General features: G+C 61.1%; 26 protein-coding genes and 1 pseudogene. 13 read left to right on the top strand and 14 right to left on the bottom strand.

The window, feature by feature from the left end:
* Window positions 1-36 precede the first annotated feature (36 nt).
* The 12 genes and pseudogenes from ONB25_00750 to ONB25_00695 form a co-directional block, all read right to left on the bottom strand.
* A complete protein-coding gene (locus ONB25_00750; GenBank protein MDZ7391417.1) occupies window positions 37-735 on the bottom strand; it encodes a WbqC family protein in 699 nt (232 codons plus the stop codon).
* On the bottom strand, window positions 732-1,877 hold the full coding sequence (locus tag ONB25_00745; protein ID MDZ7391416.1) for a glycosyltransferase family 4 protein: 1,146 nt from the start codon (window positions 1,875-1,877) through the stop codon (window positions 732-734). The genes ONB25_00750 and ONB25_00745 overlap by 4 nt, the downstream gene beginning before the upstream one ends.
* A 12-nt stretch (window positions 1,878-1,889) precedes the next feature.
* Window positions 1,890-2,810, bottom strand: coding sequence for a YegS/Rv2252/BmrU family lipid kinase (locus tag ONB25_00740; GenBank protein ID MDZ7391415.1), 921 nt, complete (start codon window positions 2,808-2,810; stop codon window positions 1,890-1,892).
* On the bottom strand, window positions 2,807-3,490 hold the full coding sequence (locus ONB25_00735) for a class I SAM-dependent methyltransferase (GenBank protein MDZ7391414.1): 684 nt from the start codon (window positions 3,488-3,490) through the stop codon (window positions 2,807-2,809). The genes ONB25_00740 and ONB25_00735 overlap by 4 nt, the downstream gene beginning before the upstream one ends.
* 8 nt (window positions 3,491-3,498) lie before the next feature.
* The gene (gene ade / locus ONB25_00730; protein ID MDZ7391413.1) at window positions 3,499-5,223 is read right to left on the bottom strand and encodes an adenine deaminase; all 1,725 of its coding nucleotides are present in this window, start codon (window positions 5,221-5,223) and stop codon (window positions 3,499-3,501) included.
* A 19-nt stretch (window positions 5,224-5,242) separates the two neighbouring features.
* A complete protein-coding gene (locus ONB25_00725; GenBank protein MDZ7391412.1) occupies window positions 5,243-6,568 on the bottom strand; it encodes a 5'-deoxyadenosine deaminase in 1,326 nt (441 codons plus the stop codon).
* Window positions 6,565-7,419: a purine-nucleoside phosphorylase gene (locus tag ONB25_00720; protein MDZ7391411.1), complete on the bottom strand. Its 855-nt coding sequence runs from the start codon at window positions 7,417-7,419 to the stop codon at window positions 6,565-6,567. The genes ONB25_00725 and ONB25_00720 overlap by 4 nt, the downstream gene beginning before the upstream one ends.
* 3 nt (window positions 7,420-7,422) lie before the next feature.
* Entirely contained in the window at window positions 7,423-9,012 is a 1,590-nt protein-coding gene (locus tag ONB25_00715) for a NupC/NupG family nucleoside CNT transporter (GenBank protein MDZ7391410.1), read from the bottom strand.
* A 10-nt stretch (window positions 9,013-9,022) separates the two neighbouring features.
* Window positions 9,023-9,589 (bottom strand): thymidine kinase, encoded by a 567-nt coding sequence (locus tag ONB25_00710; GenBank protein ID MDZ7391409.1) that lies wholly within the window; start codon window positions 9,587-9,589, stop codon window positions 9,023-9,025.
* Between the two features lie 5 nt (window positions 9,590-9,594).
* Window positions 9,595-10,248, bottom strand: coding sequence for a uridine kinase (gene udk / locus ONB25_00705; GenBank protein MDZ7391408.1), 654 nt, complete (start codon window positions 10,246-10,248; stop codon window positions 9,595-9,597).
* A 3-nt stretch (window positions 10,249-10,251) separates the two neighbouring features.
* Window positions 10,252-10,659: a cytidine deaminase gene (locus tag ONB25_00700; GenBank protein ID MDZ7391407.1), complete on the bottom strand. Its 408-nt coding sequence runs from the start codon at window positions 10,657-10,659 to the stop codon at window positions 10,252-10,254.
* Window positions 10,660-10,870: 211 nt separating this feature from the next.
* Window positions 10,871-11,209, bottom strand: a pseudogene (locus tag ONB25_00695) (single-stranded DNA-binding protein).
* Window positions 11,210-11,723: 514 nt separating this feature from the next.
* Here ONB25_00695 and ONB25_00690 point away from each other — a divergent pair.
* The 13 genes from ONB25_00690 (at window position 11,724) to ONB25_00630 (ending at window position 24,353) form a co-directional block, all read left to right on the top strand.
* Entirely contained in the window at window positions 11,724-12,185 is a 462-nt protein-coding gene (locus ONB25_00690) for a YbaK/EbsC family protein (protein MDZ7391406.1), read from the top strand.
* Window positions 12,186-12,355: 170 nt separating this feature from the next.
* Window positions 12,356-12,925, top strand: coding sequence for an NYN domain-containing protein (locus tag ONB25_00685; GenBank protein ID MDZ7391405.1), 570 nt, complete (start codon window positions 12,356-12,358; stop codon window positions 12,923-12,925).
* 57 nt (window positions 12,926-12,982) lie between these two features.
* Window positions 12,983-13,999, top strand: a complete 1,017-nt coding sequence (locus tag ONB25_00680) for a uroporphyrinogen decarboxylase family protein (GenBank protein ID MDZ7391404.1) — start codon at window positions 12,983-12,985, stop codon at window positions 13,997-13,999.
* Window positions 14,000-14,013: 14 nt separating this feature from the next.
* Window positions 14,014-15,096, top strand: coding sequence for a hypothetical protein (locus ONB25_00675; protein ID MDZ7391403.1), 1,083 nt, complete (start codon window positions 14,014-14,016; stop codon window positions 15,094-15,096).
* A 201-nt stretch (window positions 15,097-15,297) separates the two neighbouring features.
* Window positions 15,298-16,467: an aminotransferase class V-fold PLP-dependent enzyme gene (locus ONB25_00670; GenBank protein MDZ7391402.1), complete on the top strand. Its 1,170-nt coding sequence runs from the start codon at window positions 15,298-15,300 to the stop codon at window positions 16,465-16,467.
* Entirely contained in the window at window positions 16,464-16,715 is a 252-nt protein-coding gene (locus tag ONB25_00665; protein MDZ7391401.1) for a DUF3343 domain-containing protein, read from the top strand. The genes ONB25_00670 and ONB25_00665 overlap by 4 nt, the downstream gene beginning before the upstream one ends.
* A complete protein-coding gene (yedF, locus tag ONB25_00660) occupies window positions 16,708-17,298 on the top strand; it encodes a sulfurtransferase-like selenium metabolism protein YedF (protein ID MDZ7391400.1) in 591 nt (196 codons plus the stop codon). The genes ONB25_00665 and yedF overlap by 8 nt, the downstream gene beginning before the upstream one ends.
* A gap of 6 nt (window positions 17,299-17,304) precedes the next feature.
* On the top strand, window positions 17,305-18,363 hold the full coding sequence (selD, locus tag ONB25_00655) for a selenide, water dikinase SelD (protein MDZ7391399.1): 1,059 nt from the start codon (window positions 17,305-17,307) through the stop codon (window positions 18,361-18,363).
* A gap of 79 nt (window positions 18,364-18,442) precedes the next feature.
* Window positions 18,443-20,692 (top strand): sialate O-acetylesterase, encoded by a 2,250-nt coding sequence (locus ONB25_00650; protein ID MDZ7391398.1) that lies wholly within the window; start codon window positions 18,443-18,445, stop codon window positions 20,690-20,692.
* 658 nt (window positions 20,693-21,350) lie between these two features.
* Entirely contained in the window at window positions 21,351-21,983 is a 633-nt protein-coding gene (locus ONB25_00645) for a PAS domain-containing protein (GenBank protein MDZ7391397.1), read from the top strand.
* A 62-nt stretch (window positions 21,984-22,045) separates the two neighbouring features.
* Entirely contained in the window at window positions 22,046-22,747 is a 702-nt protein-coding gene (locus ONB25_00640) for a PrsW family glutamic-type intramembrane protease (GenBank protein ID MDZ7391396.1), read from the top strand.
* A gap of 26 nt (window positions 22,748-22,773) precedes the next feature.
* Window positions 22,774-23,535, top strand: coding sequence for an SDR family oxidoreductase (locus ONB25_00635; GenBank protein ID MDZ7391395.1), 762 nt, complete (start codon window positions 22,774-22,776; stop codon window positions 23,533-23,535).
* A gap of 86 nt (window positions 23,536-23,621) precedes the next feature.
* Entirely contained in the window at window positions 23,622-24,353 is a 732-nt protein-coding gene (locus tag ONB25_00630) for a hypothetical protein (protein MDZ7391394.1), read from the top strand.
* Between the two features lie 95 nt (window positions 24,354-24,448).
* On the opposite strand, the gene ONB25_00625 is transcribed toward ONB25_00630, so the two are convergent.
* The gene (locus ONB25_00625; GenBank protein MDZ7391393.1) at window positions 24,449-25,342 is read right to left on the bottom strand and encodes a hypothetical protein; all 894 of its coding nucleotides are present in this window, start codon (window positions 25,340-25,342) and stop codon (window positions 24,449-24,451) included.
* A 66-nt stretch (window positions 25,343-25,408) separates the two neighbouring features.
* Complete coding sequence (locus ONB25_00620) at window positions 25,409-26,131, bottom strand: hypothetical protein (protein ID MDZ7391392.1); 723 nt, start codon at window positions 26,129-26,131, stop codon at window positions 25,409-25,411.
* Between the last annotated feature and the right edge of the window lie 6 nt (window positions 26,132-26,137).

Raw genomic sequence — 26,137 nt, 5'->3', positions numbered from 1 at the left:
ACTGCTCAAATGCAACATGATTGGCCAGCTGCGAATTCAACTAGACATGGTGGCGGATTGTCGGACCAAGATGGCTGCTTCAGGGCCCTCGTTCATCAACGCGTCCAGTACCGAAAGACCGGGCTCAAAGCTCCCGAAGAGTTGATGATAGACTGGGTGTTTGACCTGTACCGTATAGACTTCCTTATGGGCACGGTGCAAAACTTGGGTGCTGAGGAGCGGATACTCACGAGGCAGCACCAGGTATGTGTGGCATTCGAATGCCTCAAGAAGGTCCAGCACCTTCTCGGTGCGGTCTGGGCGTGTGGGCACGGAGGAAGTGAAGCCTTTGAAACTGGGCAGTTCAAGTTCCCTCACCAGCATGTTCAGAAGAGCTACGTTGAGCCCTAGTAGCTGGGACCAGGGGCGACGGTAGATTTCCTCCAAGGCATTCTCATACCGGCCCCAGAAGGGCGCGGGGGTGTAGTTGACCTGTAGGGTTCGCCAGTGGCGCTGCCGCCATTCATGGTACGGATCAATCTCCACCTCAGCAATTGTCTGCCCAACTCGACCCTTGCTGAGCACTGGTACCGTCAGCCACTGCACCCCCGTAGCGGTCTTGATGCGCGTGCGATTGAGATTGCTGCGGGTCGAATACTGGAGGTCGTCGGCCAGGAGTACTACGTCGGCCACCGACCATAGGGCAAACAAGGGGAGATCAGGCATGTAGCCTGGTTGCAATACGGCGAGCTTCATGCGGGATGCAGGTGCAGGAGGTCCCGGTAGAGGTCCAGGAGGTGTTTCTCTTCGTTTTCCCAGCGGTACCGCGAGTGCACGAGCTTCCTGCCGCGGAGCCCCATCCGCCGGGCCACGTGCGGGTGGTCCAACAGGTACGCAATGGCCTCCGCGTGCGCGCGTGGATCGTCTGGGGCCACGAGGAGACCACACCGGCCGTTCTCAAGGAGCGCGCGCAAGGAAGGCAAATCGCTGGCCACGATGGGCAGGCCACAGGCCATGTACTCGAATACCTTGTTGGGGAAAAACATGCGCAAGGTCTGTTCGTTGCGTTGCCACGGCACCAAGGCCACGCGCGACCTCACAAGTTCGTTTGGCACCTCCTCATGAGGTCGCTGGTCGATAAACCTGATCGCCTCCGACAGCCCCTCCTGCTCCACATACCTGAGCACGTCCGCCTTCACCTTGGCTTCGTTAAAGGAACCTAGGGCCACTAACCGCACTTCAGGGTGCAGCCGCCTGAGTTCCCGCATAATGTCCACCAACATCCTGGCGCCCTTGACTGCGGTCAGCCCGCCAAGATAGATAATCCGGTTCTCCTTGGGGAGTGCCGCCTGGAAAGCTCTATCGAAAGGCTCGAGACGTGGAAAATTGCGCACCAGTACCGTCCGGCACCCCTTGCTCCGAAAGCGCTCCTCCTGGTCAGGTACCACGCACACCACCGCATCCAGACGCCTCGCCATCAGCGGCTCTAAGATGCCAATGGCCTTGGCCAAAAAGGGCCGGAGGAACGCCGGATACCAGACCCTCTCGAACGCCGTCTCGGGGAAATTCTCATGGCAATCGTAGATCACCGGTCGCCGATAGAGCCACTTGATGAGGACCCCCCCAGGCAAGAGTTCTGGGTCGTGAAAATGGTACACATCGGCACGTTGGGCTATGGCGAGTCGCACAAACCTTGCCACATGCATTAGCCTCTGCAGGCGATTGCGGGGCCGGGGCACCCCTCTGACGACCACTCCCTGCTCGGTGCGTTCGGCAAAATCGGCATGTGCCAGCAAGATGACCCGATAGCCGGCGCGGGCCAAACCACATGCCTCGCGATGGAACACGCGCACGTCGAAAGGCCGATGGACGGTGGTGAAGTGGCAGACGGTAAGCATGAAGGCGCGGCCTCAATAGGAAGAACTCGCCTCGAGGCGGTCCTGGCGCGGAGGAGGTACGATCACCCGAAGCGCTTTGGGGTCGATGGAGACCCGCAGGTGTGTGCCGCCCTCCACCGGCTCGCCGTCCACGTGGAAATAGCCCGGCCGCTCGCGCACAATCTCCACTTCCGTGGAGCGATAGTTCTCGTAATGCCGCACGCGGTCGATCTTGCCGGTGAAAAGTTTAGGGAGATGAAACAGCGCCTGACCAAGGTTTACTTTGTGGATGACGCAGATATCGAATAGACCGTCATCTGGCTCCGCATGGGGGGCGATGATGGCACCGTTGCCCCACTGGCGAGTATTGGCAATGGTGACCAGCAAAGCAGGTACTGTAATCTGACGCTCCCCAAAACGGAGGATGAAGGTCTCGGGCTCGTAGGTAAGGAATTCGCGGAACCCAAAGTAAAAGTAGGGCAGAGGGCCGCGCAGGCTCTGGTCGTCGAAAAGCTTGCCCACCACTGCGTCAAAACCAAGGCCGGCAACCACAAAGAAGTAGCGGTCCCTTATCCGCCCCGCGTCGATGGAGCGCACGGTGCCCTCGGTGAGCAGCTGGCAGGAGCGGCGGATGCTGACCGGGATGCCGAGGCCACGCGCCAAACCGTTGCCTGAGCCGATGGGGACAATGCCCAGAGGCAAGCGGCTGTGCAGCAGACCCCGGGCGGCGGCATTCACCGTGCCGTCCCCTCCAACCACCACTACGGCATCGAACCCCTCTCGCTCAGCAGCCGAAGCAAGCTCTACCGCATGGTCCTTGTACTCCACTGTGTACACTTCGTAGCGAAAAGGGGCCCGGCGCAAACAGATGTCCACAAGGCGCAGGGCCAGGTGCGTGTGCCGCAATGGACCGGCCTTTGGGTTGAAAATGAGCTTCACACGTTCGAATGTCATAAGCGCTTGGCTCCTTGGGCAGTGGTTTCTAATGCCTCGCGTGGAGGGGCCTCTATCTTCTTCTCATCGTGCCTCACGCGGTCGTGTGGCCCCCGCGCCTTCCGCATCACATACAGCCACTGACTCAACGACGGCAACACCTGCTCTGTGGAAAGGCCCACCTCGGCTCCCGCAGCCCTGGTCAGGGCGGGGGTGTGGTAGTGCAGCCGATGGCCGAGGATGTGCCGCAGGCCCAACATGAGGTTGCGAGGCGAGGTTGAGACAACGGCCACCCCACCGGGGCATAGGCATTCACTGATGCCTGCCATCAACCTGGCCGGCTCCAGCAGATACTCCGTAAGCCCAATGCAGCAGATTAGCTCGAAGGAGCCGGCGCGAAACGGTGGCATCAACGCGTCGGCACACACCAGGTGCGCATGCGGGAGGCGCCGCCGGGCGTAGCGCAGCATGGTCCTGGACCGGTCGATGGCGTACCTAGTCGGCCCCTTTGGCAGGAGCGCCAGAGTGTCACCAGTACCCGTTGCCAGGTCCAGCACACGCCCGTGCGCTGGAGCCAGCTGCGCAAGTGCCCGGCGCAACAGTCGGCGCTCCCGGCTCCGCACCAGCCCAAAGGGCGGAAGCCAGCGGAAGAGGAAGTACAGATGCGCCTTCGCGTCCCACAACATCCTTGAACTGCTCATGCGATCGCCTACTGACGCGCATCCACGAACAGGTCAACGAAGGAAAAGCTCTCCACTTCCACCAGACCGCGGTCGGTGAGCTTAAGTTTGGGCACCACCGGGAGGGCCAAGAAGCTCATGCTCATGAATGGATCGGTCAGCTTCGAGCCCAAGGCCCGGGCCGCCTGGTTCAGGCGCCTGGTAATGGCGCTTACCTCTTCAAGGGGCCGATCGGACATCAAGCCGGCGATTGGAAGCTGCAAGGACTCCTTGACCTCTCCATCAGCCACGACCACCAGCCCACCTCCCATTTTGTTCAGCTGAATGACCGCACGCGCGATGTCCCGATCGTCTACCCCGCACACGATGATGTTGTGCGCATCATGGGCGATGGTGGAGGCCAGTGCGCCCTTGCGAAGCCCAAATCCGCGCACCAAACCTTTGCCGATGTTGCCAGAGGCCCGGTGGCGCTCTACCACGTAGCAACGCAGGAGGTCACGTTCCGGTTCCGAGACCACCACCCCATCGCGGATGGGCGCATCTTCTATCAGCGACTCGGTGACGATCTGGTGGGGGACAACCCCCATTACCCGACACTTGCTCCCGCGTGCCGGAATGACGAACTCCCCGCCCTCCAGCCATTTGATGTTCACCGAACTTCGCACCTGAGCAGGTGGACGCAAAGGCGTTTCATAAATAGCCTTGCCGTCTTCGGCAACGAGGCGTCCGTTCTTGAAGACCTTCTTAATGGCGAAATGGCGGAAATCGTCAAAAGCAATCAGGTCGGCGGTCCGACCCGGCGCGATCACCCCGAGGCGGCGCAATCCGAAGTACTCGGCGGTGTTGATCGTGGCCAGGCGGATTGCGGTTACCGGCGGCAACCCTTCGGCGATAGCCGTTTTTACCATGTAATTGATGTGGCCCTGCTCCAAGATGTCGTCAGGATGGCGGTCGTCGGTGACGAACATGCAGCGCCGTTCGTTTTCCGGCGTCACAAGGGGCAGCAGATCACGCAGGTTCCTGGTAGTGGTGCCTTCCCGGATCATGATGTGCATGCCCAAGCGCAGCTTCTCGCGTGCCTCCTCTACCGTGGTGCACTCGTGGTCGGAGCGGATGCCCAGTGCGATGTAGGTGTTTAGGTCCCTGCCGGTCAGGCCGGGTGCGTGGCCATCGATCCGCTTTTCCTCGACGATCTTAAGCTTGTCCAGCACATCTTCTTCGCCGGCCAGCACTCCCCCAAAATTCATCATCTCTCCCAAGCCCAGTACCCACTTTTCGCGCAGGAATGGGAAGATGTCGAAAGCGCGCAGCACCGAGCCGGCGGATTCCAAATTGGTGGAGGGAATGCACGAAGGGAGCATGAAGAAGACGTTGAGCGGGTTGTACTTGCTGGCGTCCATCATGTAGCGGATACCTTCGTAGCCGAGGACGTTGGCAATCTCGTGCGGGTCCGCTACCACCGAGGTGGTCCCGAGCGGCACCACGGCGCGAGCGAATTGAGGCACTTCCACCATGGAGCTCTCGATGTGGATGTGGCCGTCAATGAATCCTGGCGCCACGTAGAGCCCCTTCAGGTCAATGACCTGGCGAGCCTCGTAGGGCTGCCCCACCGCCAGAATGGTGTCGCCGAGGATGGCCACGTCGGCCTCATAGATCTCTCCGGAGAGGACGTTAACCACTTTGCCGTTACGCAGGAGCAGGTCGGCCGGCACTTGGCCCTTGTGGGCTCGGATAATGTGTTCCAATGATACCATACGCCAGTCCCTTTCCACTTCAACTCAGCTTCTGCAGAAGGCGCCGACTCTCCTCTTCGGCTTTTCGCACCACCTCCTCGTCGTCCAACACTAGGAGGCGGCCGTCTTCCAGCAACACCTTTCCGTCGACCACTACAGTGCGGACGTCTCTGGCGGTGCACGAGAAGACCAGCCGGCTGTAGATGTCCTGCCCCGGGCTGTTATGGGGCAAGCTGATGTCCACCAGTATCAGATCGGCCCTCTTGCCTACTTCGATTGAGCCGATCTGGTCCTCCAGGCCGAGCGCCCGCGCGCCGCCCATAGTGGCCATCTCCAAGGCGGCTTCGGCAGACAGGGCCCCTGCCTCAAGACGGAGACCTTGGATCAACGTTGCAAGTCGCATCTCCAGAAAAGCGTCCAGGTTGTTGTTACATGCCGCGCCGTCCGCGCCCAGTGCCACATTGATCCCCTTTTTCCGCATTTCCGGCACCCTCGCGATGCCTGATGCCAGCTTGAGATTGGCGCTCGGGCAGTGCAGGACGTGCGTCCCGGTGCGGGCCAAGATGGCCATCTCCTCCTCGTCCAGCCAGATGCAGTGAGCCAGGCATACATGAGCCCCGCTCAAGCCCAGGTCGTGCAAGTAGGCGATGTTTCCTTTGCCGGCGATGGCGCGGATCTGCTCTCTTTCTTCGCGGCTTTCGGCGGCATGGCTATGTACCCTCGCGCCCAGCCGGCGGGCCTCCTCGGCTACCAATCGATGCAGCTCCGGTGAGGTGGAGAGGGCAAAGCGCGGGGCAAAGGCATAGTGCAGACGCCCGTGTGCTGCTCCATGCCAACGCCTGAACAGCGCCACGCTGCTCTGGAGTGCGCTGTCCAGCTCCTCGCGCAGGGCCGGCGGACAATCGGTGCCACAGTCCATCATTGCCTTGCCGCTTGTGGCCCGCAGCCCGAGAGCCTCGAGCTCCTCGAAGATGACATCCGTGTGGTGCACCGTGCCCATGTCCAGCACGCAGGTGGTGCCCCCGCGCACCAGTTCGGCGACGCCCAGGCGCACCGAGGCGCGCATGGAACGTTCATCGTGCAGCGCCTCCAAAGGCCAGATCCACCGCTTCAGCCAGGGCAGCAAAGGCAGGCCGTCAGCTACGTTTCGAAAGAGCGTCTGGCAGAGATGGACATGGGCTTGGACAAGTCCCGGCAGAAGCGCGCACCCCTGCCCATCGATTTCGCGCCTGGCCGTGCCCGGCACCTCACCCACCGCGGCGATGGTGCGTCCTTGCACGGCGACGTCGCCTGTAAACACCTGGCGTCGCGCGTCCATCGCCACGACGAGCGCGTTGCGGATGAGGAGGTCAAACTGGCTCTTCATGACTCGCCCGTTGCGCGAAGTTCCGCCGCGATAGCGAGCGCCACCTGTTGCAAAAAGGCATTGAAGCGCGGACGTACTTTTTCGGCCACCGCCGTGACCTCCTCATGAGAGAGCGGGTGTGGCGAAAGGCCGGTGGCAAGGTTGGTAATGCAAGAAAGTCCCAGCACGCGCATTCCGCGTTGGCGTGCTACAATCACCTCGGGCACCGTGGACATGCTGGCCGCATCGGCCCCAAGGCGACGGAGCATCTGCACTTCGGCCGCGGTCTCGTAGCTTGGACCGGGCAGCCAGCAAAAGACCCCCTGGCGCAAAGGGAGCCCCACGCGCATGCCCACCTGTCGCGCCAGCTCCGTAAAGCGCCGGTCGTAGGGCTCCGACATGTCCGGGAATCGAGGGCCTAACTGCTCCTGGCTGGGACCAATGAGCGGATTGGCAAAACCAAAGTTTATGTGGTCCACGATGAGCATGATATCGCCCGGCGCAAATGCCGGATTGAGCCCCCCAGAGGCGGTGGTCACTATCAGTCCCTTGACGCCCAACTCTGCCAGCACGTGTACCGGATAACCGACTTGTTGAATCGTGTAACCTTCATAGTAGTGCACGCGCCCCTGCAACGCTAAGACGTGCACGTCGCCCAGCAGCCCGTATACCCATCGTCCGGCGTGTCCTGGCACAGTGGGCTGCGGGTGATGCGGAATCGCGGTGGTGGGAAGCGCTATGGGATCAGCAAGGAGCTCAGCAAAACTCCCCAAGCCGGACCCGAGAATGACAGCCAGTTCGGCGGCGGCAACACCTTTCTCCCGCAGCACAGCCACAGACTCTGCCACGCGCCTTTTTAGCTCGTTGTTCATGATTTATGGCTCAAAAAGGACTCCAGCAATGGTTGCCGTCATCCAGGAGGCCAGTGCTCCAGCCACCATGGCCCGCAGACCCGCTTTGGCTAGCTCGGCACGTCGGCTGGGGGCCAATGCGCCAATGCCACCGATTTGGATGCCGATGGAAGAAAAGTTTGCAAAACCGCACAGGGCATAGGTGGCAATCACGACCGCTTTCGGCGAGAGGTGGCCAGCTGCCACGTACTTGCTCAACTCCACATAAGCGACAAATTCGTTGGCGGACACCTTGATGCCCAACAGATTGCCGACCGCTGCGGCGTCTTTCCACGGCACCCCCATGAGGAAGGCCAAAGGGGCGAAGAGCGCGCCGAAGAGCGTGCGCAAACTGCCCGGGAAGAAGCCGCGAAACTCACCCCGCTGCACGTCATAGATGCCGCGCAGCAAGCGGCCGTCAACCATCTTATCGCCAAAAGCGAGGATCACGTCCACCAGCCCGATCAGTGCGATGAAGGCGATGAGCATGGCGCCCACATTGGCGGCTAGCTTCAGGCCGTCGGTCACCCCGCGGGCCGCCGCGTCCAACAAGTTGTCGCCTTTGGGGATGGGCGGCAGACGCACATCTCCAGCCGTCACAGAATGTTGCGTTTCCGGAAGAAAGATTTTGGCCATCACCAGGGCCGCCGGGGCGGACATGACGCTTGCGGTGATCAGATAGCCGGCATCGATACCCATGCGGATGTACCCTGCCATCACACCGCCGGCGATAGTGGCGAAGCCCCCCACCATGACCGCGTGGAGCTCAGAAATCGTGAGGCGCTCCAGAAAGGGGCGGATCAAAAGCGGCGCCTCCGTCTGTCCCACAAAGACGTTGGCAGAGCAGGACAGCGTTTCTGCCCCGGAGGTGCCCATGGTCCAACGCATGAAGCGGGCCATCATCACTACCACCGCCTGCATGACGCCCAGGTAGTAAAGAATAGCCATCACCGCCGAGAAAAAGATGATTGTAGGGAGAACCGAAAACGCAAACTGCACGCCGAACTGGTCGAAGAATTCCGCTTTGGCCAAGTTGCCAAACAGAAAAGTCGCCCCTAGGTCGCTGAGTTTGAGGAACTTGGCCACCTGGTCGGCGAGTGCTTGCATGACAGCCCGCCCATAGACGCCGCGACTAATGAGTACCCCGAGGCTCAACGTCAGCGCGCTGCCGCTCACGTAGCGCACATACTGCTGGCGCTTGCCTGCATGGAAAGCAATGCCCGCAACCACCAGGGCGCCAATCAGAGGAAGGGCCACATGCACTCTGTCCAGCAAGAAGGCAATGGCCACGCCAGCACCTGCGCCGAGGGCAATCAGTGCGGCAGGCCCGGCCGCCTTCGCCCACTGGCCGGGACTGAGGGTTGTGTCGGTGAACACATAAAGGAGGATCAAAAGGAGGAAGATGTACATGCCCACCCAGCTTAGGGCGTTTTGGCTGAGGATGATGACGGCGAACAGAACTTGCAGGGCTATGCCCCAAGTGACCACCCGAAGCCGTATGCGTCGGCGATCTTGCGACAAGATCACGCCGATCCCCAGCAGTACTGCCAACCCCAATATGCCGATCCAGCGCATACCCGATGCCTCACTCTTCTTGGGGAGGTTCGAAGCAGTGGCGGCAGCGCGCCTCGTACACGTCCTCGGCGCCCACCAGGACCCGTTCCTTCGCCTGGGTGATCCGCTGCGTGCGGTTGGCCGGGTTGCCGCACTTGACGCAGATCGCCAAGGTCTTGGTGATGTATTCAGCCACGGCCAGCAGCTGCGGGATGGGCTCGAACGGCTTGCCGCGGTAGTCCTGGTCCAGCCCAGCCACGATTACTCGTTTTCCCTGTGCGGCCAGGGTTTCGCACACCTGCACTAGCTCCTCGTCGAAAAATTGAGCTTCGTCAATGCCTACGACCTGCGCGCGAGCGGACTTTTCCAGAATTTCTCCGGCCGTGGAAACCGCCGTGGAGGGGATACGCTGCTCATCGTGGGATACGATGTGATCGCTCGAATAGCGGCTATCGATGCGCGGCTTGAAGATGGCGATGCGCTGGCGAGCGATCTGTGCCCTGCGGATGCGGCGGATCAGCTCCTCCGTCTTGCCACTAAACATGGGTCCGCAGATTACCTCAATCCACCCGACGTTGCGCGGGGCAATTGTGAGCATAGCTGCTACTCCTTACTTGCCGAAGGTTGTGTTCTCCCTAACTCCTCCCGGATGCGTTGCTCCAGGGCAGAAAGTCCCTGTTCGTCACCGCAGCCGCTGAGCACCATGTCGGCGAAGTGCCGTGACGGCTCCACAAATTCATTATGCATGGGGAGTACCGATTCGGTGAACTGCCTGTGCACCGACTCTGCCGTGCGCCCTCGCTCGGCCACATCGCGGGCCAGGCGCCGTTGCAGGCGCACCTCCACCGGCGCGTCGACAAACACGCAGAGGTCACACAATCGGCGCACCCGCGCATCGTGGAGCACCAGAATCCCCTCCACGATGATTACCTCCGCCGGTGCCACCATAACCGTTTCCGGCCGTCGCGTGTGCTGGGCAAAGTCATACACCGGCTTGGCGATGCTCCTGCCGTTGATGAGCTGCCTCAAGTGCTGGACCAACAGGTCGAAATCCAGTGCATCGGGGTGGTCAAAGTTGCGCCGTGCACGTTCCGCCAGTGGCAAGGCACTGAGGTCGGCGTAGTAAGAATCCTGCTCAATCAGCACGCAGCGCTGTCTCCCCAGCCGCTCCATGAGGCGCTGGGCAAGATAGCTCTTCCCTGATCCCGACCCACCGGCGATTGCCACCACGACGGGTCTCTGCGTGCGGGCAGTCATCTGTTACTTGTCCCCCAAGAAGTGATCATCAAAGGCCTCCGGAAAGAGCTCGCGCAGCCTGTAGTGCTTGCGTGCTCCGGAGGGCGTGGCAAGGATGATCTCAAGGTCAGGCGCATAGTCCCACAGGAGCTGCCTGCACGCACCACAGGGCGGGCAAAGTTCCTCTGAGTCCGTGACGATAGCTATGGCCACAAAGTCCCGTTTCCCCTCGGAGATCGCCTTGCCCAAGGCCACCCGCTCCGCGCAGAGCGTGAGGCCATAGCTGCTTGATTCCACGTTGCACCCGGTGTTAATCGAGCCATCACCGGCCAGGAGTGCAGCCCCGACGCGAAAGCCGGAGTAAGGCACTGCCGCCTGTCTTTTTGCCTCGACGGCACGGGCAATCAACTGATCTGCTATTTCTGTTGTCACTCCCACAACGGTGGCCTTTCTTCCCATGGGTCTGAATAGAAAGAATCCGGAATCGACTGATCCCGGATTCTCATTATCCACCCAAACATGCAGGCTTTACGGAAGCCGATCGCCTGTTCGCAGTGCCTCAAAATGGGAGGTCATCCCCTTCGGGTGGTGGAGGTGCGACATCGGCGACGTCAGTGGGGGGCAATTCAGGCGCAGCCTCTGCCTCCCTCCTGCCCAGAATCTGCATGTTCGTCGCGACGATGTCGGTGGAGTAGCGCTTCACACCGTCCTTGTCCTCCCACGACCGGGTCTGCAGTCGCCCCTCCACGTACACCTGCATGCCTTTCTTCAGGTACTGTCCGGCGATCTCTGCCAGCTTGCGCCAGAGGACCACCCGGTGCCACTCCGTCCGTTCCTGGGTGTTTCCTTCGTTGTCCTTCCACACTTCATTGGTGGCCAGGCGCAAGTTGGCTACCGCTGCCCCACTGGGGGTGTAGCGGAGCTCGGGGTCACCTCCCAGGTGGCCGATCAAAATTACCTTGTTCACGCCTCGTGATGCCATGACACGACCCCTTTCATGAATTGGGTTACTGGTATCACGCCAACACACCTACCCCCGCCCGGTGGATTGTACTAAATCATAAGAAAAAAAGCCTTAAGAGTCAAGCTCTTTTTTGCCCTAATGTCATTTCCGAGCCTGAAAGCAGCAGGGAGTAGCTGCCTATTGACACGAGCGGCCGGCGGTGGAAGAAAGTGGGGTCCGGAGCCTCCAAAATCTTTAGGGGCTGCAAGGGCTGAACGAGAAACGGCTGACCTCGCGACAGCTTCCGAAGAGAGTGGCTTTTGTGCGGGCGCCCCACCAAGAGGCAGGCGGGTCGCGAAGAACGCCATGTCCGCATATTCTCCTTGATTATCTCCCCGGTTTTTGCTAAAATTACACAGCGTGCAATAGTAGGAGCTGCCCGTTGGGCTGCGCCTGCGACGCCACAACAAAACACACAATGGGGAACAGCGCGCACTGCACCTCCGCGTGGGTTAACCACCAAGGGCGACGGAAGGTCGCCGAGGAGGGTTGCATGCCAGTCAAAGCGCTCAAAGAGTTCTTGGACCGCCACAAGGTCAAGTATACCACCATCAATCACTCAACTGCCTACACGGCGCAGGAGATTGCCGCGGCAGCGCACGTGCCTGGCAAGGAGCTCGCCAAGACTGTGGTGGTCAAACTTGACGGCAAGATGGCGTTGGCGGTGTTGCCAGCTTCCCAGCGTATTGATTTTGATCGGCTGAAGGAGCTGGCTGGTGCGGGAAAAGTGGAGCTGGCCAGCGAGCGGGAGTTTAAGGAGCTCTTCCCTGAGTGCGAAGTGGGCGCCATGCCACCTTTTGGTAATCTCTATGGCATGGAGGTTTACGCCGCCAGGGCACTCAGCGAGGATGCGGAGATCGCTTTCAACGCGGGCTCCCACACGCAGCTGATCAGGCTCGCCTATAAGGACTTTGCCCGATTGGTGCAGCCGAAGATCGGCGACTTTGCGCGCTAACCCTGCTTTTCCCAGAAAATGTAAGGAAGCGAGGGTGTATCTTCAGGTGGGGAGGGCGTGGGGGGGGTGGACCGGTTTCAGGCACAAATGGCAGTGGGGCAGTAGAACAAAGGTAGGGAGGGTACCGGCAGAGACGCACATGGTGGGGGGAACTTGGGACGTGGAGGCATATGAAGCGAATAGGCGTCTTTATCGACATCCAAAACATCTACATGACCACCAAGACGAGGTTCCAGCAGGGCAAGATCAACTTCCGCGTTTTGCGCGACTATTTCTCGCGGGACCACGCAATAACCACCTTTACCGCATTCACCTGCTTCGATCCCGACAACAATAGGCAGCGCGACTTTTTCAATCTTCTCGGTCTCATTGGCTATCGCGTGGTGGCCAAGCCTATCAAGCGCCTTCCCGACGGCACAGCCAAGGCAAGCATGGACATGGAGATGGCCGTGGAGATTCTCACCCAGGCGCCCCGCCTGGATGAGATCGTGCTGATCACCGGAGATGGCGACTTTGTGGCTCTGGTGAACCACTTGTGCGCCATGGGCAAGGTGGTGACGGTGGTGGGCCCGGACCAGCTCACGGCGCCGGAGCTCATTCAGGCATGTCATGAGTTCATCAATCTGCACCAAATTGAAGGCATCCTCGATCTTGAGGGTCGTGGAGGGGACCGGCGCGCCCTGGACCAGGCGGCGCTGCTAAGCACCGACGAGCTTCCCGCCGAGGTGGACGTGCCGTAAGCGGCTTCTCCGCGATCGGACTCAGTGCTCCCGCGGCGCATGTCCAACAGCCTGCCGATGACATCTCGCGAACGGGTCAAGACCATCTTTGCCAGGCAGCAGGCCGATCGCACCGGCTTTTGGCTGGGCAAGCCCCACGAAGATACCTGGCCCATTTACCTGCGTGCTTTCGGCTGTCAGGAGGAAGAGAGCTTGCGGCGGCTGTTGGGGGACGATTTTCGCTGGATCTGCTTCCAGTACAGCTGCTATCGCCACCCTGAGGGGAGGCCAATCTTCGACACGCGGCCACGCGACCGCGCTCTCGGCGCCGCAGGCGTGTTGGCAGACTGCGAAGACCCTAGGCAAGTGGCCGATTTTCCCTGGCCCGACCCTGAGTTGCTCGTTTTCGACGAGTGGCTAAGGGCTTTGGAACAGGCGGGCGAAGTCTATCGCGCCAGCGGGTTCTGGTGCCCGTTCTTTCACGACGTCGCCGCATTCTTCGGCATGGAAAACTACTTTGTCAAGATGTACACCCACCCGGAGGTGGTGCATGCGGTGACGCGGCGGGTGGTGGACTTTTACCTTGAGGCAAATCGTCGACTGTACGCCCGGGCCGGAGAGTTGATCGACGGCTTTTTCTTTGGCAACGACTTCGGTTCGCAGCGGGACCTGCTCCTTTCGCCGGAGCAGTTCGACGAGTTCGTGCTCCCCTATATGCGGGAGCTGGTGGAGCAGGCAAAAGCCTTTGGCTATCAGGTGATTCTGCACTCCTGTGGCTCCGTCTTTAAGCTGCTGGGACGCTTCGTGGGTTTGGGCATTGACGCACTCCATCCCCTCCAGGCGCGTGCCGCACACATGGATGCCGACACCCTGAGCGCTACCGTGAAGGGAAAGATTGCCTTCTTGGGCGGTGTGGATACCCAAGATTTGCTTGTGCACGGCTCGCCGGCCGAGGTGGTAGCGGAGGTCCACCGCTTGCAGCGGGTCCTCGGCCCCTGCCTCGTGGTTAGTCCAAGCCACGAGGCTCTCCTTCCTAACGTGCCGCCTCGCAACGTGCTGGCCATGGCGCGCGCCGCCACCGGAATGGCCGCTTGAACGCGGAGACCACCGTGGCCAGGACTATGACCTCGAAGGAGCGAGTCCTCACCGCTCTCGCCCACCAAGAACCTGATCGCGTGCCCATCAACTATGCAGCCAATCCCGGCCTCCAGAAACGGCTGATGGAGCACTTTGGCCTTGAGGCACATGACTGGCCCCACCTGCGCGCCGCGCTGGGCGTGGACTTTCAGTGGGTCTGGGCCCCGTACATCGGGCCCAGGTTACATCCCGAGATTCCGGAGCGGCGCGTTGACCCTGAATGGGGCACGCACACCCGGTGGGTGGAACACCCCGCAGGCGGGTACTGGGACTTTTGCGATTTCCCCTTGTGCACGGCCTCAGAAGAGGAAGTGGCCCGATGGCCGATGCCTTCACCGGACGATTATGACTACTCCCAGGTGCTGCCCCAGTGCCGGGCGCACAAGGACTTTTGCCTCTACGTGGGAGGTCCGGGTCTGGGGGACATTATTAACAGCACCACCATGCTGCGGGGTATGGAACAAGCCCTGGTCGATCTGGCCACCAATGACCCAGCAGGTATGCTCCTCATCGATCGCCGCCTCGAGATCCAGTTGGAGGTCACCCGTCGCACCCTTGAGGCCGGCAAGGGCCTCGTGGACTTTGTGTGGATCGGAGAGGACTTGGGCGGCCAAAACGGTCCCCTCATCAGCGCGGATCTTTTCCGCAGACAAATCCGCCCACGCCTCCAGCGCTTCGTCGACCTGGCGCGCTCCTTCAACCTGCCGGTGATGATCCATTCGTGTGGTTCCAGCAGCTGGGCCTTCCCTGATTTCATTGAGATGGGCATCACTGCTGTGGACACCCTGCAACCCGAAGCAAAGGATATGGCACCGGAGTACCTGAAGGCGCACTTTGGTCAAAGCCTCGCCTTCCACGGGGCCATCTCCACCGGCACCCCCCTCACCAAGGCCTCGGTGCAGGAGGTGGGCGCCTACTGTCGCCACGTGCTGGAGGTGATGATGCCCGGTGGTGGGTACTGCTTTGCTCCCGCGCACCAACTGCAGGACGACACCCCTACCGAGAATGTGCTAGCAATGTATCAGACGGCCCTCACTTACGGGCGCTACCGTTGAGGACTCCGACCTGGATGAAAATCCGCTTGATAGTCTGACCAGAGTTTGCTACAATCCGACCAGCGTCACGTTAGCCAGCATGCTGACGTTGCCTCACCTTTGGGTCGACTCGGGAGACGAGCCCGCGTCGTGGCACCAGCCAAGGAGAAGGTTGTCCCGTCGTGAGCCGGAGAATGGCACGTAGAGACCTTGCCGGAGGCAATGGTGCAGAGGCTGATCTACTTTGACAATGCCGCTACCTCCTGGCCGAAGCCCAAGGTGGTGCAGCGCGCGATGGTTCGCTTCATGGAGGGGGTAGGAGCGAACCCGGGTCGCTCTGGGCATCGGCTTTCGCTGGTGGCGGCGCGCGTGGTCTACCGGGCCCGCGAGGAAATTGCAGAGTTAGTGGGCTGTGAAGATCCCCTGCGCGTGGTGTTCTGCGCCAACGGGACCACCGCACTCAACTTTGCCTTGCACGGCTTGCTGCGGCCAGGTGACCACGTTGTCTGCACCAGCATGGAGCACAATTCGGTGATGCGCCCGCTGCGCACGCTGGAGCAGCGCGGAGTTGAGCTCACAGTGGTCCCATGCTCGCCTACCGGGGAGCTGCAGCTTTTTGAGCTGGAACAAACCCTCACCGCTCGTACGCGGCTAATCGTAGCCACCCATGCCTCGAACGTGGTGGGCACGTTGCTTTCGGTGGAGGGACTGGCGGAGGTGGCCAGGAGGCGAAAGGTGCTTTTGCTTGTGGATGCGGCGCAAAGTGCGGGGGCGCTCCCTATCGATTTGCGACGGGCGCCGGTTGACCTCCTGGCCTTTACCGGCCACAAAGCCCTGTTCGGGCCCACGGGGACAGGAGGGTTAGTGATCGGGCCCCAGGTACCCGTAGATGAATTCGGGGCGCTCATCCAGGGGGGGACGGGCAGCCGTTCCGAGGAGGAGGTGCAGCCGGAGTTCTTGCCGGATAAGTTTGAGAGCGGCACTGTCAACGTGGTCGGGCTGGCGGGGCTTGCTGCAGGGGTGCACTGGGTGCGCTCTCGTACCGTGGAGGCTATCCGCGAGCAGGAAATGGCCTTGACCGCCCGCTTGCTGGAGGGTCTGCGGGAAATACCTGGCGTCGTCGTTTATGGCACCCAGGACGTAGCCCAGCGCCTGCCGGTGGTGCTCTTCAACATCGAGGGCTGCGATCCGGGTGTCGTGGGCGAGCGTCTGGACCGCGAGTTCGGCATCATGTGTCGCACAGGGCTCCATTGCGCGCCCAGTGCCCACCGCACTATTGGCACCTTCCCTCATGGCGGGGTTCGTTTCAGCTTGAGCGCACTGTGCACGCAGAGGCAGGTGGATGCGGCGTTGCGCGCCGTTCGTCAGTTGGCCAAGGAGCGAGGCCGGTGAGGGACTACGCCATAGTTCTGGTGGCCTCGGCCTCCCATGCACTGCGTGCCGAGGCGCTGCTCAAGGCGGAGGGGATGCCTTGCAAGGTGATCCCAGTGCCTCGCTGGCTCAGTTCCGACTGCGGCGTCTGTGTGCGCGTGCTGCGCCGGGACGCGAGCAGGGCCCTGGAGATTCTGGACCAGGAGGGGGTCGTGGTCCGCGGGTTGCGCAATTTGGAAGATGGTAATCTCGGAGGAGCGCATGCGTAACGTGGTTGATGCGCGGGGCTTGGCCTGTCCACAGCCTGTCATCCTGGCCAGAAAAGCGCTGCAAGAAAGCAACGAGGTTGTGGTCATCGTCGATAACGACACCTCCCGCCAGAACGTGACGCGCATGGCGGAAAAGGCCGGCTGCACGGTGCGCCAGGAGACACGGGCTGACGGCATTTATCTGCACCTCCACAAGCTTGCGCCCCAGGAGAGTGAACACCCGGCTTCTGCGAGTGTGGCAGGCGGAGGTCCACTCGTGCTGGTCGTGTCTCAGGACCGGATGGGACATGGTGACTCGGAACTGGGCGAGGTCCTCATCCGCAGCTTTTTCCACACGCTCAACGAGGTCGAACCCCGGCCGCAGACCATAATTTTTTTCAACACTGGTGTGCGCTTGGTGGTGCAGGGGTCGCCACTGGTTGATGATCTGCGCGCTTTGCATGGGCAAGGTGTGCAGATAATTGCCTGCGGCACTTGCCTTGCGCACTTTGGCTTAAAGGAGAAGGTGGCGGTCGGGGAGATCTCTAACATGTACACCATCGCCGAGACACTGCTCGGGGCGGGACGGGTCGTCACCCTGTGAAAGGAGATGTTTTCGGTGGCACAGACCAAGGTGCGGCTGACCTCGCTCACTGCAGCGGCGGGCTGAGCGGCAAAGACGGGTCCACAGACCCTGGCGCAGGTGCTGCGCCCACTGCAGGAGCGTTTCAAGCGAGCGGATTATCCGCAGATACTGGTGGGACTGGAGGCTGGGGACGACGCGGCCGTGTACCAGGCGGCCCCGGACCTCGCCCTCATCCTCACGGTGGACTATTTCACACCCATTGTGGATGACCCTTACGACTATGGGGCCATTGCCGCGGCTAATGCCATGAGTGACGTGTACGCCATGGGCGGTGAGGTAGTGCTGGCCCTCAATGTGTGCTGCTTCCCGCCCGACTTGCCCCTGGACGTGGTGGGCGAGATCCTGCGCGGGGGAGTCGACAAGGTGGCGGAGGCAGGGGGTGCCATCGCCGGCGGACACACCGTGGACGACAAGGAGCCAAAGTACGGCCTGGCGGTGATGGGTCGTGCACATCCCGCACACCTGCTCACCAAAGCTGGGGCACAGCCAGGAGATCTCCTGTTTCTCACCAAGCGTCTGGGTGTCGGCATGGTCGCCACGGCGGCCAAAGGCGACGTAGCCGACCCCGCCGACCTCGCCCAGGCCGTGGCGGAGATGAAGCAATTGAATGGTCCCGCCGCTCGCCTGGCGGTGGAATTCGGAGCGCATGCATGCACGGACGTGACCGGCTTCGCGCTCCTGGGTCATGCCTGCGAAATGGCCGAGAAGAGCGATGTACGGCTGCGCTTTTTCTTCGGCCGACTACCCCTCGTGGATGGCGCCCTGCGCTATGCGGACGAGTGGCTGTTTCCCGGCGGCTCCTGTCGCAACCGCGACCACTACCAGGCGCTGGTCACCTTCGCTCCAGAGATCACAGACGAACAGCGGCTTCTGCTTTTTACCCCAGAGACTTCCGGAGGATTACTCATCGCCCTGCCTCCGGCCCGGGCCGAACTGTTCGCCCAAAAATGCGACCACATGGGCCAGGCATACTGGCAGGTGGGTGAGGTGTTGCCAGGCGCAGGGGTAGAAGTGGTGCCCTGAGGGGAATGTCTGCGCAGGAACCAGGTGGTCAAAGAGGGAATCACATAAGAGAACGGACTTGCACAGGAGTGACCCTGCCATGACAAGAGCAATTGCGCTGGCCTTGATGGTGGGGGTGGCCTACGGTGCCGCCCCTTCGGGGGGCTACCTCAAGCTTGACTCGGGGCTGACGGACTATCAGGTTTTTCAGCGCGACGAAAACGGGTGCGCTGCCATCACCTTCGCCGGCACCGTCGGTGACAAGGTGACTGGGCGCGTGACAGCCCGGTTGGTTGCGCAGCACACTGGTGCACCAGTGTCCGACTGGGGGCAGGTCGGGACCTGCCGGCGGGGCCATGTGGAGGGAACCCTGCTGGGCGTTCCTACCGGCGGGCCCTACGTGGTGGAGCTGCGGGTGGTTGATGCGGGCGGAAAAGTGGTCGCAGAGAGGCAGGTGCGTCATGTGCTGGTGGGGGACCTGTGGGTCCTGGCCGGCCAGTCGAACATGGAGGGAGTTGGGGACCTACGCCAGGCCGAGGAGCCCAGCGTCCTGGTCAATAGCTATGGCATGGATGAAAGATGGGGCATAGCTGCCGAGCCGCTTCACTGGCTCTTGGATTCGCCAGATCCGGTGCATCAGGGTGGGCGATCGCCGGAGGAACTTGCCAGGGCGCGACTGGCTGCCAAGCGCACCCGGCAAACAGGCGCTGGGCTGGCCTTGCCCTTCGCCAAAGAACTGGTGGCTCGCACCGGGGTACCTATCGGCCTCGTGCCGTGCGCGCACGGCGGCACCTCCATGGAACAGTGGGACCCTGCCAAACGTGACCTGGGCGGCGCCTCACTCTATGGCTCCATGTACCGTCGATTCAAAGCAGTAGGGGGCAAGGTGCGCGGTGTGCTCTGGTACCAAGGAGAATCGGATGCCAACCAGACTGCTGCCCAGGTGTTCCGGGAGCGATTTCTGAACTTTGTTGCCGCGGTACGCCGTGACTTCGGGGATCCCCATCTGCCGTTTTACTACGTCCAGTTGGGTAGATACGTCACCGCAAACGAGAATCACTACTGGAACGTGATCCGCGAACAACAGCGCCTATGCGCAGCAGAACTGGACCGCGCTGGCATGGTTGCCAGCATTGATTTGCCGCTCGATGACCCCATCCACATCAGCACTGCCGGCCACAAACGCTTGGGTCGAAGGTTGGCTCTCCTGGTCCTCCGCGACTTGTTTGGACACCACGAAATCCAACCGGGGCCGCAACTTGCCGATATTTCCATCGTGCCGTTTCGCTACCCTTGTTACCGCTTGGCCTTTGCTGGAGTAAACGGTCGACTATGCACTCCAGTCCCGCCGGCAGGTTTTTCCATTCGCACTGCCCAAGGGGAGGATCTGCGGCTCATCTACAAGGTGGAGGTGTCAGCACAGGAGCCGTACATCGATCTGTATCTCCGCCAGGCGCCGCCCCCGGAGGCCTACCTGTGGTACGGCTGGGGCCTTGACCCCCATTGCACCATTACCGATGAACTCGACATGGCCTTGCCCGCGTTTGGTCCCATTGAGGTGAATCGAGTGGCTGTGGAGACCTTTGTCAAGCGCGCCGAAGCGTCTCCCACCGACCCCTCGCTCGCGGGCATGCTGCCCCAAGTGGTGAGCTTGGCGGGTTCGGACACACCGAGGCTCCTCCCTCTAGTACGGGCCGTAGTGCAGGCATCCCCCCAGGATGCACAGAAAATGCGGCAACCATTCCTTTTCGGGCTCGGCGACCTTTCCGCCTGGGACAGCTACCTTTCAGAGGCGCGCTCTGCATCGCTGGCACGGCGCAAGGAGCTGGCCAGGGCATGGGCCACCAGCGCTCACTTTCCCGCCCTTTCCTGCCGGTTCGTGACTAGATGGCGGGTGGCGGGTCCATTTGACAACCGCGACGACACCGGTTTGGACCGCCCCTTTGGACCGGAGAACGCGGGTCTTCGACGTGCCTCCTACGAAGACGGTCTCGGAGGAGCCGTGGCCTGGCAACGGGCTCAAACCAGCCGCGAAGGCTTCCTGGACCTGACTGCGTGCTTTGAGGTCAAGGAGAACGCGGTAGCATATGCGCTGGCAGAAGTCGATGCCGAACGGGAAGGGGAAGCTCTCCTCCTTCTGGGCAGTGACGACGGCGTAGCCGTGTGGGTGAACAACGAGCTTGTGCACAAGGAGCACGTACACCGGGCAGCCGCGCCGGCACAAGACCTCGTCGTGGTGCGCCTCCGACCCGGTGTGAACACGATTCTGGTGAAGGTGGAGCAGGTGGGTGGTGACTGGGGCCTTCACCTGCAACTCGTGGACCCATGGTCTCTGCTGCACTACGAGTAAGCGGTTGGGTATAACTGCCGCGAACTCTAAACTCTTTGCCCGTTTGAGGGCTGCCGTGCTACGGTGGCGCACAGGCAGCGACCACTAAGGCGCGGGTGCAGATTATTCCCGGCAGGACAGAGGTTTTTGGCCTTTGATTCCAGCGGCTCGCTGGCGCGAGGCTCTCGGTCGTGTAAGTGCGGCGGGTGAATTTTCGCGTCCGCGGGGTTTGGGGAGGGTTGGGTTGGGAGGGTTCTTTCGGGACGTGGGCCAGGGGGGCTTCCTGGCGCTTGTACTCACATTGCTGCTCGAGGTGTTGGGCATCCTTCTTTTGCCTGCATCTGCACATCACCGTATCCCGATTCTCTCCCCTGCCACAAAGGGCTTGCTTTTGTGGCCATTTTTGCGTAAATATCAACCCGCGGGGGGCCCGAAGGTGCACTCGCACCAGGCCATGAGACCAGGTCCGGCCGCGCAGGGATCAGAAGCTCGCACGTGCCTTGCCCTCGCGAGGCGGAAAGTAGGATGCCTGTTTCCCGCCGCGGCTAGGGGAAAGCCCGGTACCGCACACACCGATAAACGCGATTTGCCTTCTGTCGGCAGCGACCAGCGGCATTGCGGTGGCAGGCGCAACCAAGGTGCCGGGCGATTGGTCGTAACCGCAGGGGGCAGGAGAGGCATGTTAGTCTTCCCCCCGGTGCTCATCTTCGGGCGCTGCTTCGCAGAGAACGAGGGCATGCGTCATGGGGGGCGCGACCGAGGTGCGGTTGCTGGTGCCCGCATGCGGATGGAGCCGGTGAGGACCGTGCCGCGCCTAGCCATGGGTCGGTTCTTGTGCAGGTCAACGAGAATACCGCGCGGGCAGAGGTGCTTATCGAGTAGAGCAGAGGAGGAAATGGCAATGATCGGTACCCTCAGCGATGAAATGCTTGCGGCCCTCTTGGAAACCATCCCCATCGAGTTCTCCATTGTGGACAAAGACGACAAGGTGGTGGCATGGAACAAACATGCTACGCGTATCTTTCGACGGCCGCTGGGCACCATCGGCAAGGACGTGCGCAACTGTCACCCCAAGAAGAGCCTGGACCTGGTTGAAAAGATACTGGCGGAAATGAAAGCCGGGACGCGGGACAAAGCGCGGTTTTGGATCGACCTGCACCTGGAAGGAAAGGAGCGTCCACAAAAGATCCTCATCGAGTACTATGCGCTGCGCGATGAGCAGGGGAACTACCTTGGCTGCCTTGAGGCTACTCAGAACATCACCGAGATTCAGGCCCTTTCTGGTCAGAAGAGGCTTCTGGACCAAGGCTGAACGCCTGGCAAGCAGCCAGGACCACCTTTGCGCCAGTCCCGCGCCTAAGCGGTGAGCCTTGCATGCATTTTGTAATCTCGTTCGCCATGGCGGCGGGCCCTGCACTGTACCTGGTTGCCTATTTCTACGCGCAGGACCGGCGCCGCCCGGAACCCAAGGGCTTGGTGTTCCTCGCGTTTGTCTGGGGCTTCGTCGCAATAATTCCGGCAGGCCTCCTGGAGGCACTTTTTTCTTCGCTGCTCGCCGAGCGCATCGCCGTGCCGCTGATGCGTCGTGCAGTGGAAGCCTTTGTGGTGGTGGCCTTGTGCGAGGAGGGCTTGAAACTGTTGGTGGTCATGGTGTGCTGCTACCGGCGTCGTGCGTTTGATGAGGTGATGGATGGCATCGTTTACACGGTGGTCGCCAGCTTGGGGTTTGCCTGTCTTGAGAATATCATCTTCGTGGTCGACGCGGGCCTAAAAGTGGCGGTGGCGCGTGCCTTCACGGCGGTGCCCATGCATGCCATTGCCTCCGCCCTAATGGGCTATTACGTGGGGCTTTCTCACTTTGCCGCAACGCGGCGCAGAAGGAACCTCGGTTTGGCGACCGGTCTGGCCTGGGCGATAGGCTACCATGGCACTTACGACTGGCTGCTGCTGGTGCAGCCACAGATTGGGCGCTTTGCCTTCATGGGTCTGGTGACGGTGCTGGCCGTTGGCGTGCTTCACGTGCACTACCTACTCACCCAGGCGCGAGAACTGGACGCTGCTGCCCAACGCGCATGAGGTAACGAGAAAGGGAGATAGCCAGTATGGACTTTGCTGGCAAGTGCGTGTTAGTGACTGGAGGGGCACGGGGGATTGGGCGTGCGATTTGCATCGCCTTTGCCGAGGCAGGAGCACGGGTGGCAGTCAACTTTCGGGTCAATCGCGCGGCGGCAGACGAGGTTCTGGCGCGCCTTCCCGGTGGACCTCACCTTCTTGTGCAGGCGGACGTGGCCCAGCCCGATGGGGCGCGCCTTCTGGTAAAAGAGGTGGTGGATCGCTTTGGCCGCCTGGACGTCCTGGTCAACAACGTGGGAGGTGCTGGACCACCGCATCGCATCACGGAGCTTTCCTATGAGGAGTGGCTGCAAGCTTGGCACCGTACCCTGGCTGCGAACCTGATGAGCGCCACCCAGGTCACCTATTGGGCCGTGCAGCAGATGCTCAAACAGGGCGGAGGGCGAATCGTCAATGTCTCTTCGCGAGGCGCATTCCGAGGGGAGCCGGAGAGGCCGGCCTACGGCGCTGCAAAGGCGGGGCTCAACGCAATGAGCCAATCGCTGGCTGTGGCCTTAGCTCGTCACAACATCTACATAGCTGTGGTCGCCCCCGGCTTTGTGGCCACAGAGGCGACGGCTGGGCGACTGGAGGGACCAGAGGGCGAGGAGATCCGCAGGCAAATCCCTTTTGGGCGGGTGGCATTTCCGGAAGAGGTGGCTCGTGCGGTGCTCTTCCTTGCGGCTCCAGGAAACGAATACCTCACGGGCGCCATCGTGGATGTCAATGGAGCATCGTATCTGCGAAGTTGATGCCTGGGCCGGGGCACGTGCAAAACTTGGGAGTTGAGGGGATAAAGCACTTCGCTGGGTCGGCTTTATGCTCAGAAAGGGTGATCATGAAACTCTGCACAGCTCTGATGTCTTGTGGCTTGGCTGTCGCCCTGCTTTCCTGTTCATCCAACGTGGAACGCATTGTGGACAAACACATTGCGGCACGCGGAGGGTACGACAGGCTCAAGTCCATTACGACGAAGCGCATCACCGGCACGATTGTGCAAGGCGAGGAGCGAATGCCGTTTGAGCTCCTTGCGAAGCGGCCCAATCGGGTGCGCCTCAGCTATCCCTATGCTGGGGGGGTGATGCTTGCAGCCTTTGATGGCCAGGCCGCCTGGGTGATGAACCCAGTGTTGGCAGGAGATGAACCCCTGTTGATCGAGCCTTCCCAGGCCAAGGACCTGATCGAACTTGCCGACTTTGACGGCCCGCTGGTCGACTACCGCAAGAAGGGCCACCGCCTGCGCTTGGCGGGAGAAGCCTATGTCAAGGGCGCAAAGACGCATGTGGTGGAGGTCTCTCTGGCCAATGGGGACGTGCTGCGGGTCTATTTGGACAAGGAGACATTCCTGGAGAGGCGCTGGGACGATGAAGTCCTGCGCCGCGGGACTCTGCTCCGTTCGGAGAGCTACCTGGACGACTTTCGGCCTGTGGATGGTGTTATGGTCGAACACTACAAAGAAACGAGGCTTGGAGGGGAACTGGACAACATCATCATCACCGAGAAAGTGGAATTCAACGTGGACCTTCCCGATTCGCTCTTTTCCCCTCCCAGGAGGCGGCAGCCGTCCTAAAGCTGGCACACGGCTCGCGGGAAAGGTTAAGCCCGCAACAGAAAGGCCCCGGAGAACAGTCTTGCCGGGGCCTTTGCAGCAGTGGATCAGGGGACTCACTTCAAGAGCTTAAGGGTTACCTTGGTATCGGAGCTCACTGCCGAGGTACCGCTCATCTGTCCGCCGGAGAAGGCGGTAGTTCCCTCGAAACTGTCTTGCGTCGTGTATTCCACCAGCAGGCCATCATCGTAGGCAAACCAGGCGTCGCCCACAACCTTACCGTCTCCTTCGGAGCTCATCTCGCCGCCGCGGCCGCTGCCATAGCCCTCCCGGCTGTAGGTGGTTTCGGTCTTGATGTGGAGGCATTTGAAGCCGTTCTTTTTCTTCTCTTCGAGCACGGTGTAAGTGGTGGAGCCCTTCTCAATTTCCCGACGCATGAAGGGTCCTCCCCTGCCAGGGGATGTGGAATCTGTGTACGTGACCGTCCAGCTATCGCCCACTTGCACTGGCTTTCGCGGCAGGGCCAAGAAGGTGAGGCGCAAGAGCCGTTCGGGCGGCCCCATCATTCCCATACCCATGCGTGGCCCGCGTTCGCCCTCTCTGCCCGGCCCGGGCAGCTCGTCGATGGGGGTGAACTCCCTTTCTTTGCCGAGCTGATCGATGCACCAGCGCAGGCGCTTCCCTTCAAGCTCCTTCATGTCCATGCTTCTGGTGCCACGCATGCCCTGCATACTACCCTGAATCTTGCGCACTGTCATTGTGAAGCACAGGATGGTGTCAGCACTTTCGGCCCGCAATTCACACTCCAGCCTGCGCTGGGAGCTGGTTTGCATGGATTGTCCGCCGCGCTCCATCTCGCGCGTGACCGTCTCCTGTCGCTCATAGCGGAGCACCTTGCCGGGCTTCGCCTTGTAACGCAGGGTATAGCTGTCACCGGCTCTGGCCAGGGCGACCGCAAAGCCCACGCAGGCCAGAGCTACTACAGCTCGTCGCCAAGTTTGTCCTTCCATAGCGTAGCCTCCTTGCTTTGTAGTAGAATAACTCGCTGGCTGCCCGCCACCAGCTCAGGTTCTGCCTCATGAAATGAACTTTTCCCGCTTCTGCAAGTTGAGCAAGCCAAACAGTATTGCCGCCGTCATCCCTATGAGCATGTAGAGGCGGTTGTTCGCCACGACACTCGCCCAGATGGCCTCGTTAAGGTTGCTGGGCGTTTGAAACGGATTAAGAAAGAGGTTCCATCGGCTCGTGCGCAACATGCCGCCAGCGATCCAAAAGCCGAGGCCGACGACCACCATCACCACCGCGGTGCCGTTGCCGTTGCGCACCAGAGTGGAGACCATGAAGGCCAAGGCGCCCAAGAAAAAGACCGGATGCATCAGCTGGTACACCATTTCTGGAACCCGCACATGAACCAGGGCGAGGCTGCTCACAATGCTCAGCACCACCAGCACCACCGCCACCACCACGGCCACCAGCAGGAGCCGCACTAGCCATACCTTGTAGCGATAATTGGGGATGCCGAAGATGATCTCTATCATCCGCGCATCCACGTCGCTCTGGATGCCGAACACAGTTGGGTAGAAGATCACCAAGAGGCCAGGCAGCAGCAAGAGGTAGTAGACGGTGGCTTCAGTGGGAGGATTCTCAGAGAAGACATTGATGATGGTGACGATAGCGAAAAACGCCAGCGCCGCCAGCAGAAAGTAGAAGAACTTGTTGGCGAAGATGATCTTGAGATTGTAGCGAATCAACCGCAGAGTGACGTCGCCATATGTGTTCAGTTTGGCACGGAGATTCATAGCCGC

It is taken from the genome of candidate division KSB1 bacterium, assembly GCA_034506335.1.
In the GTDB taxonomy this organism is placed as follows: Bacteria; Zhuqueibacterota; Zhuqueibacteria; order JANLFK01; family Oleimicrobiaceae; genus Oleimicrobium.
Note: the sequence above shows the minus strand (reverse complement) of the source record. Positions and strands in the feature narration are given on the sequence as shown.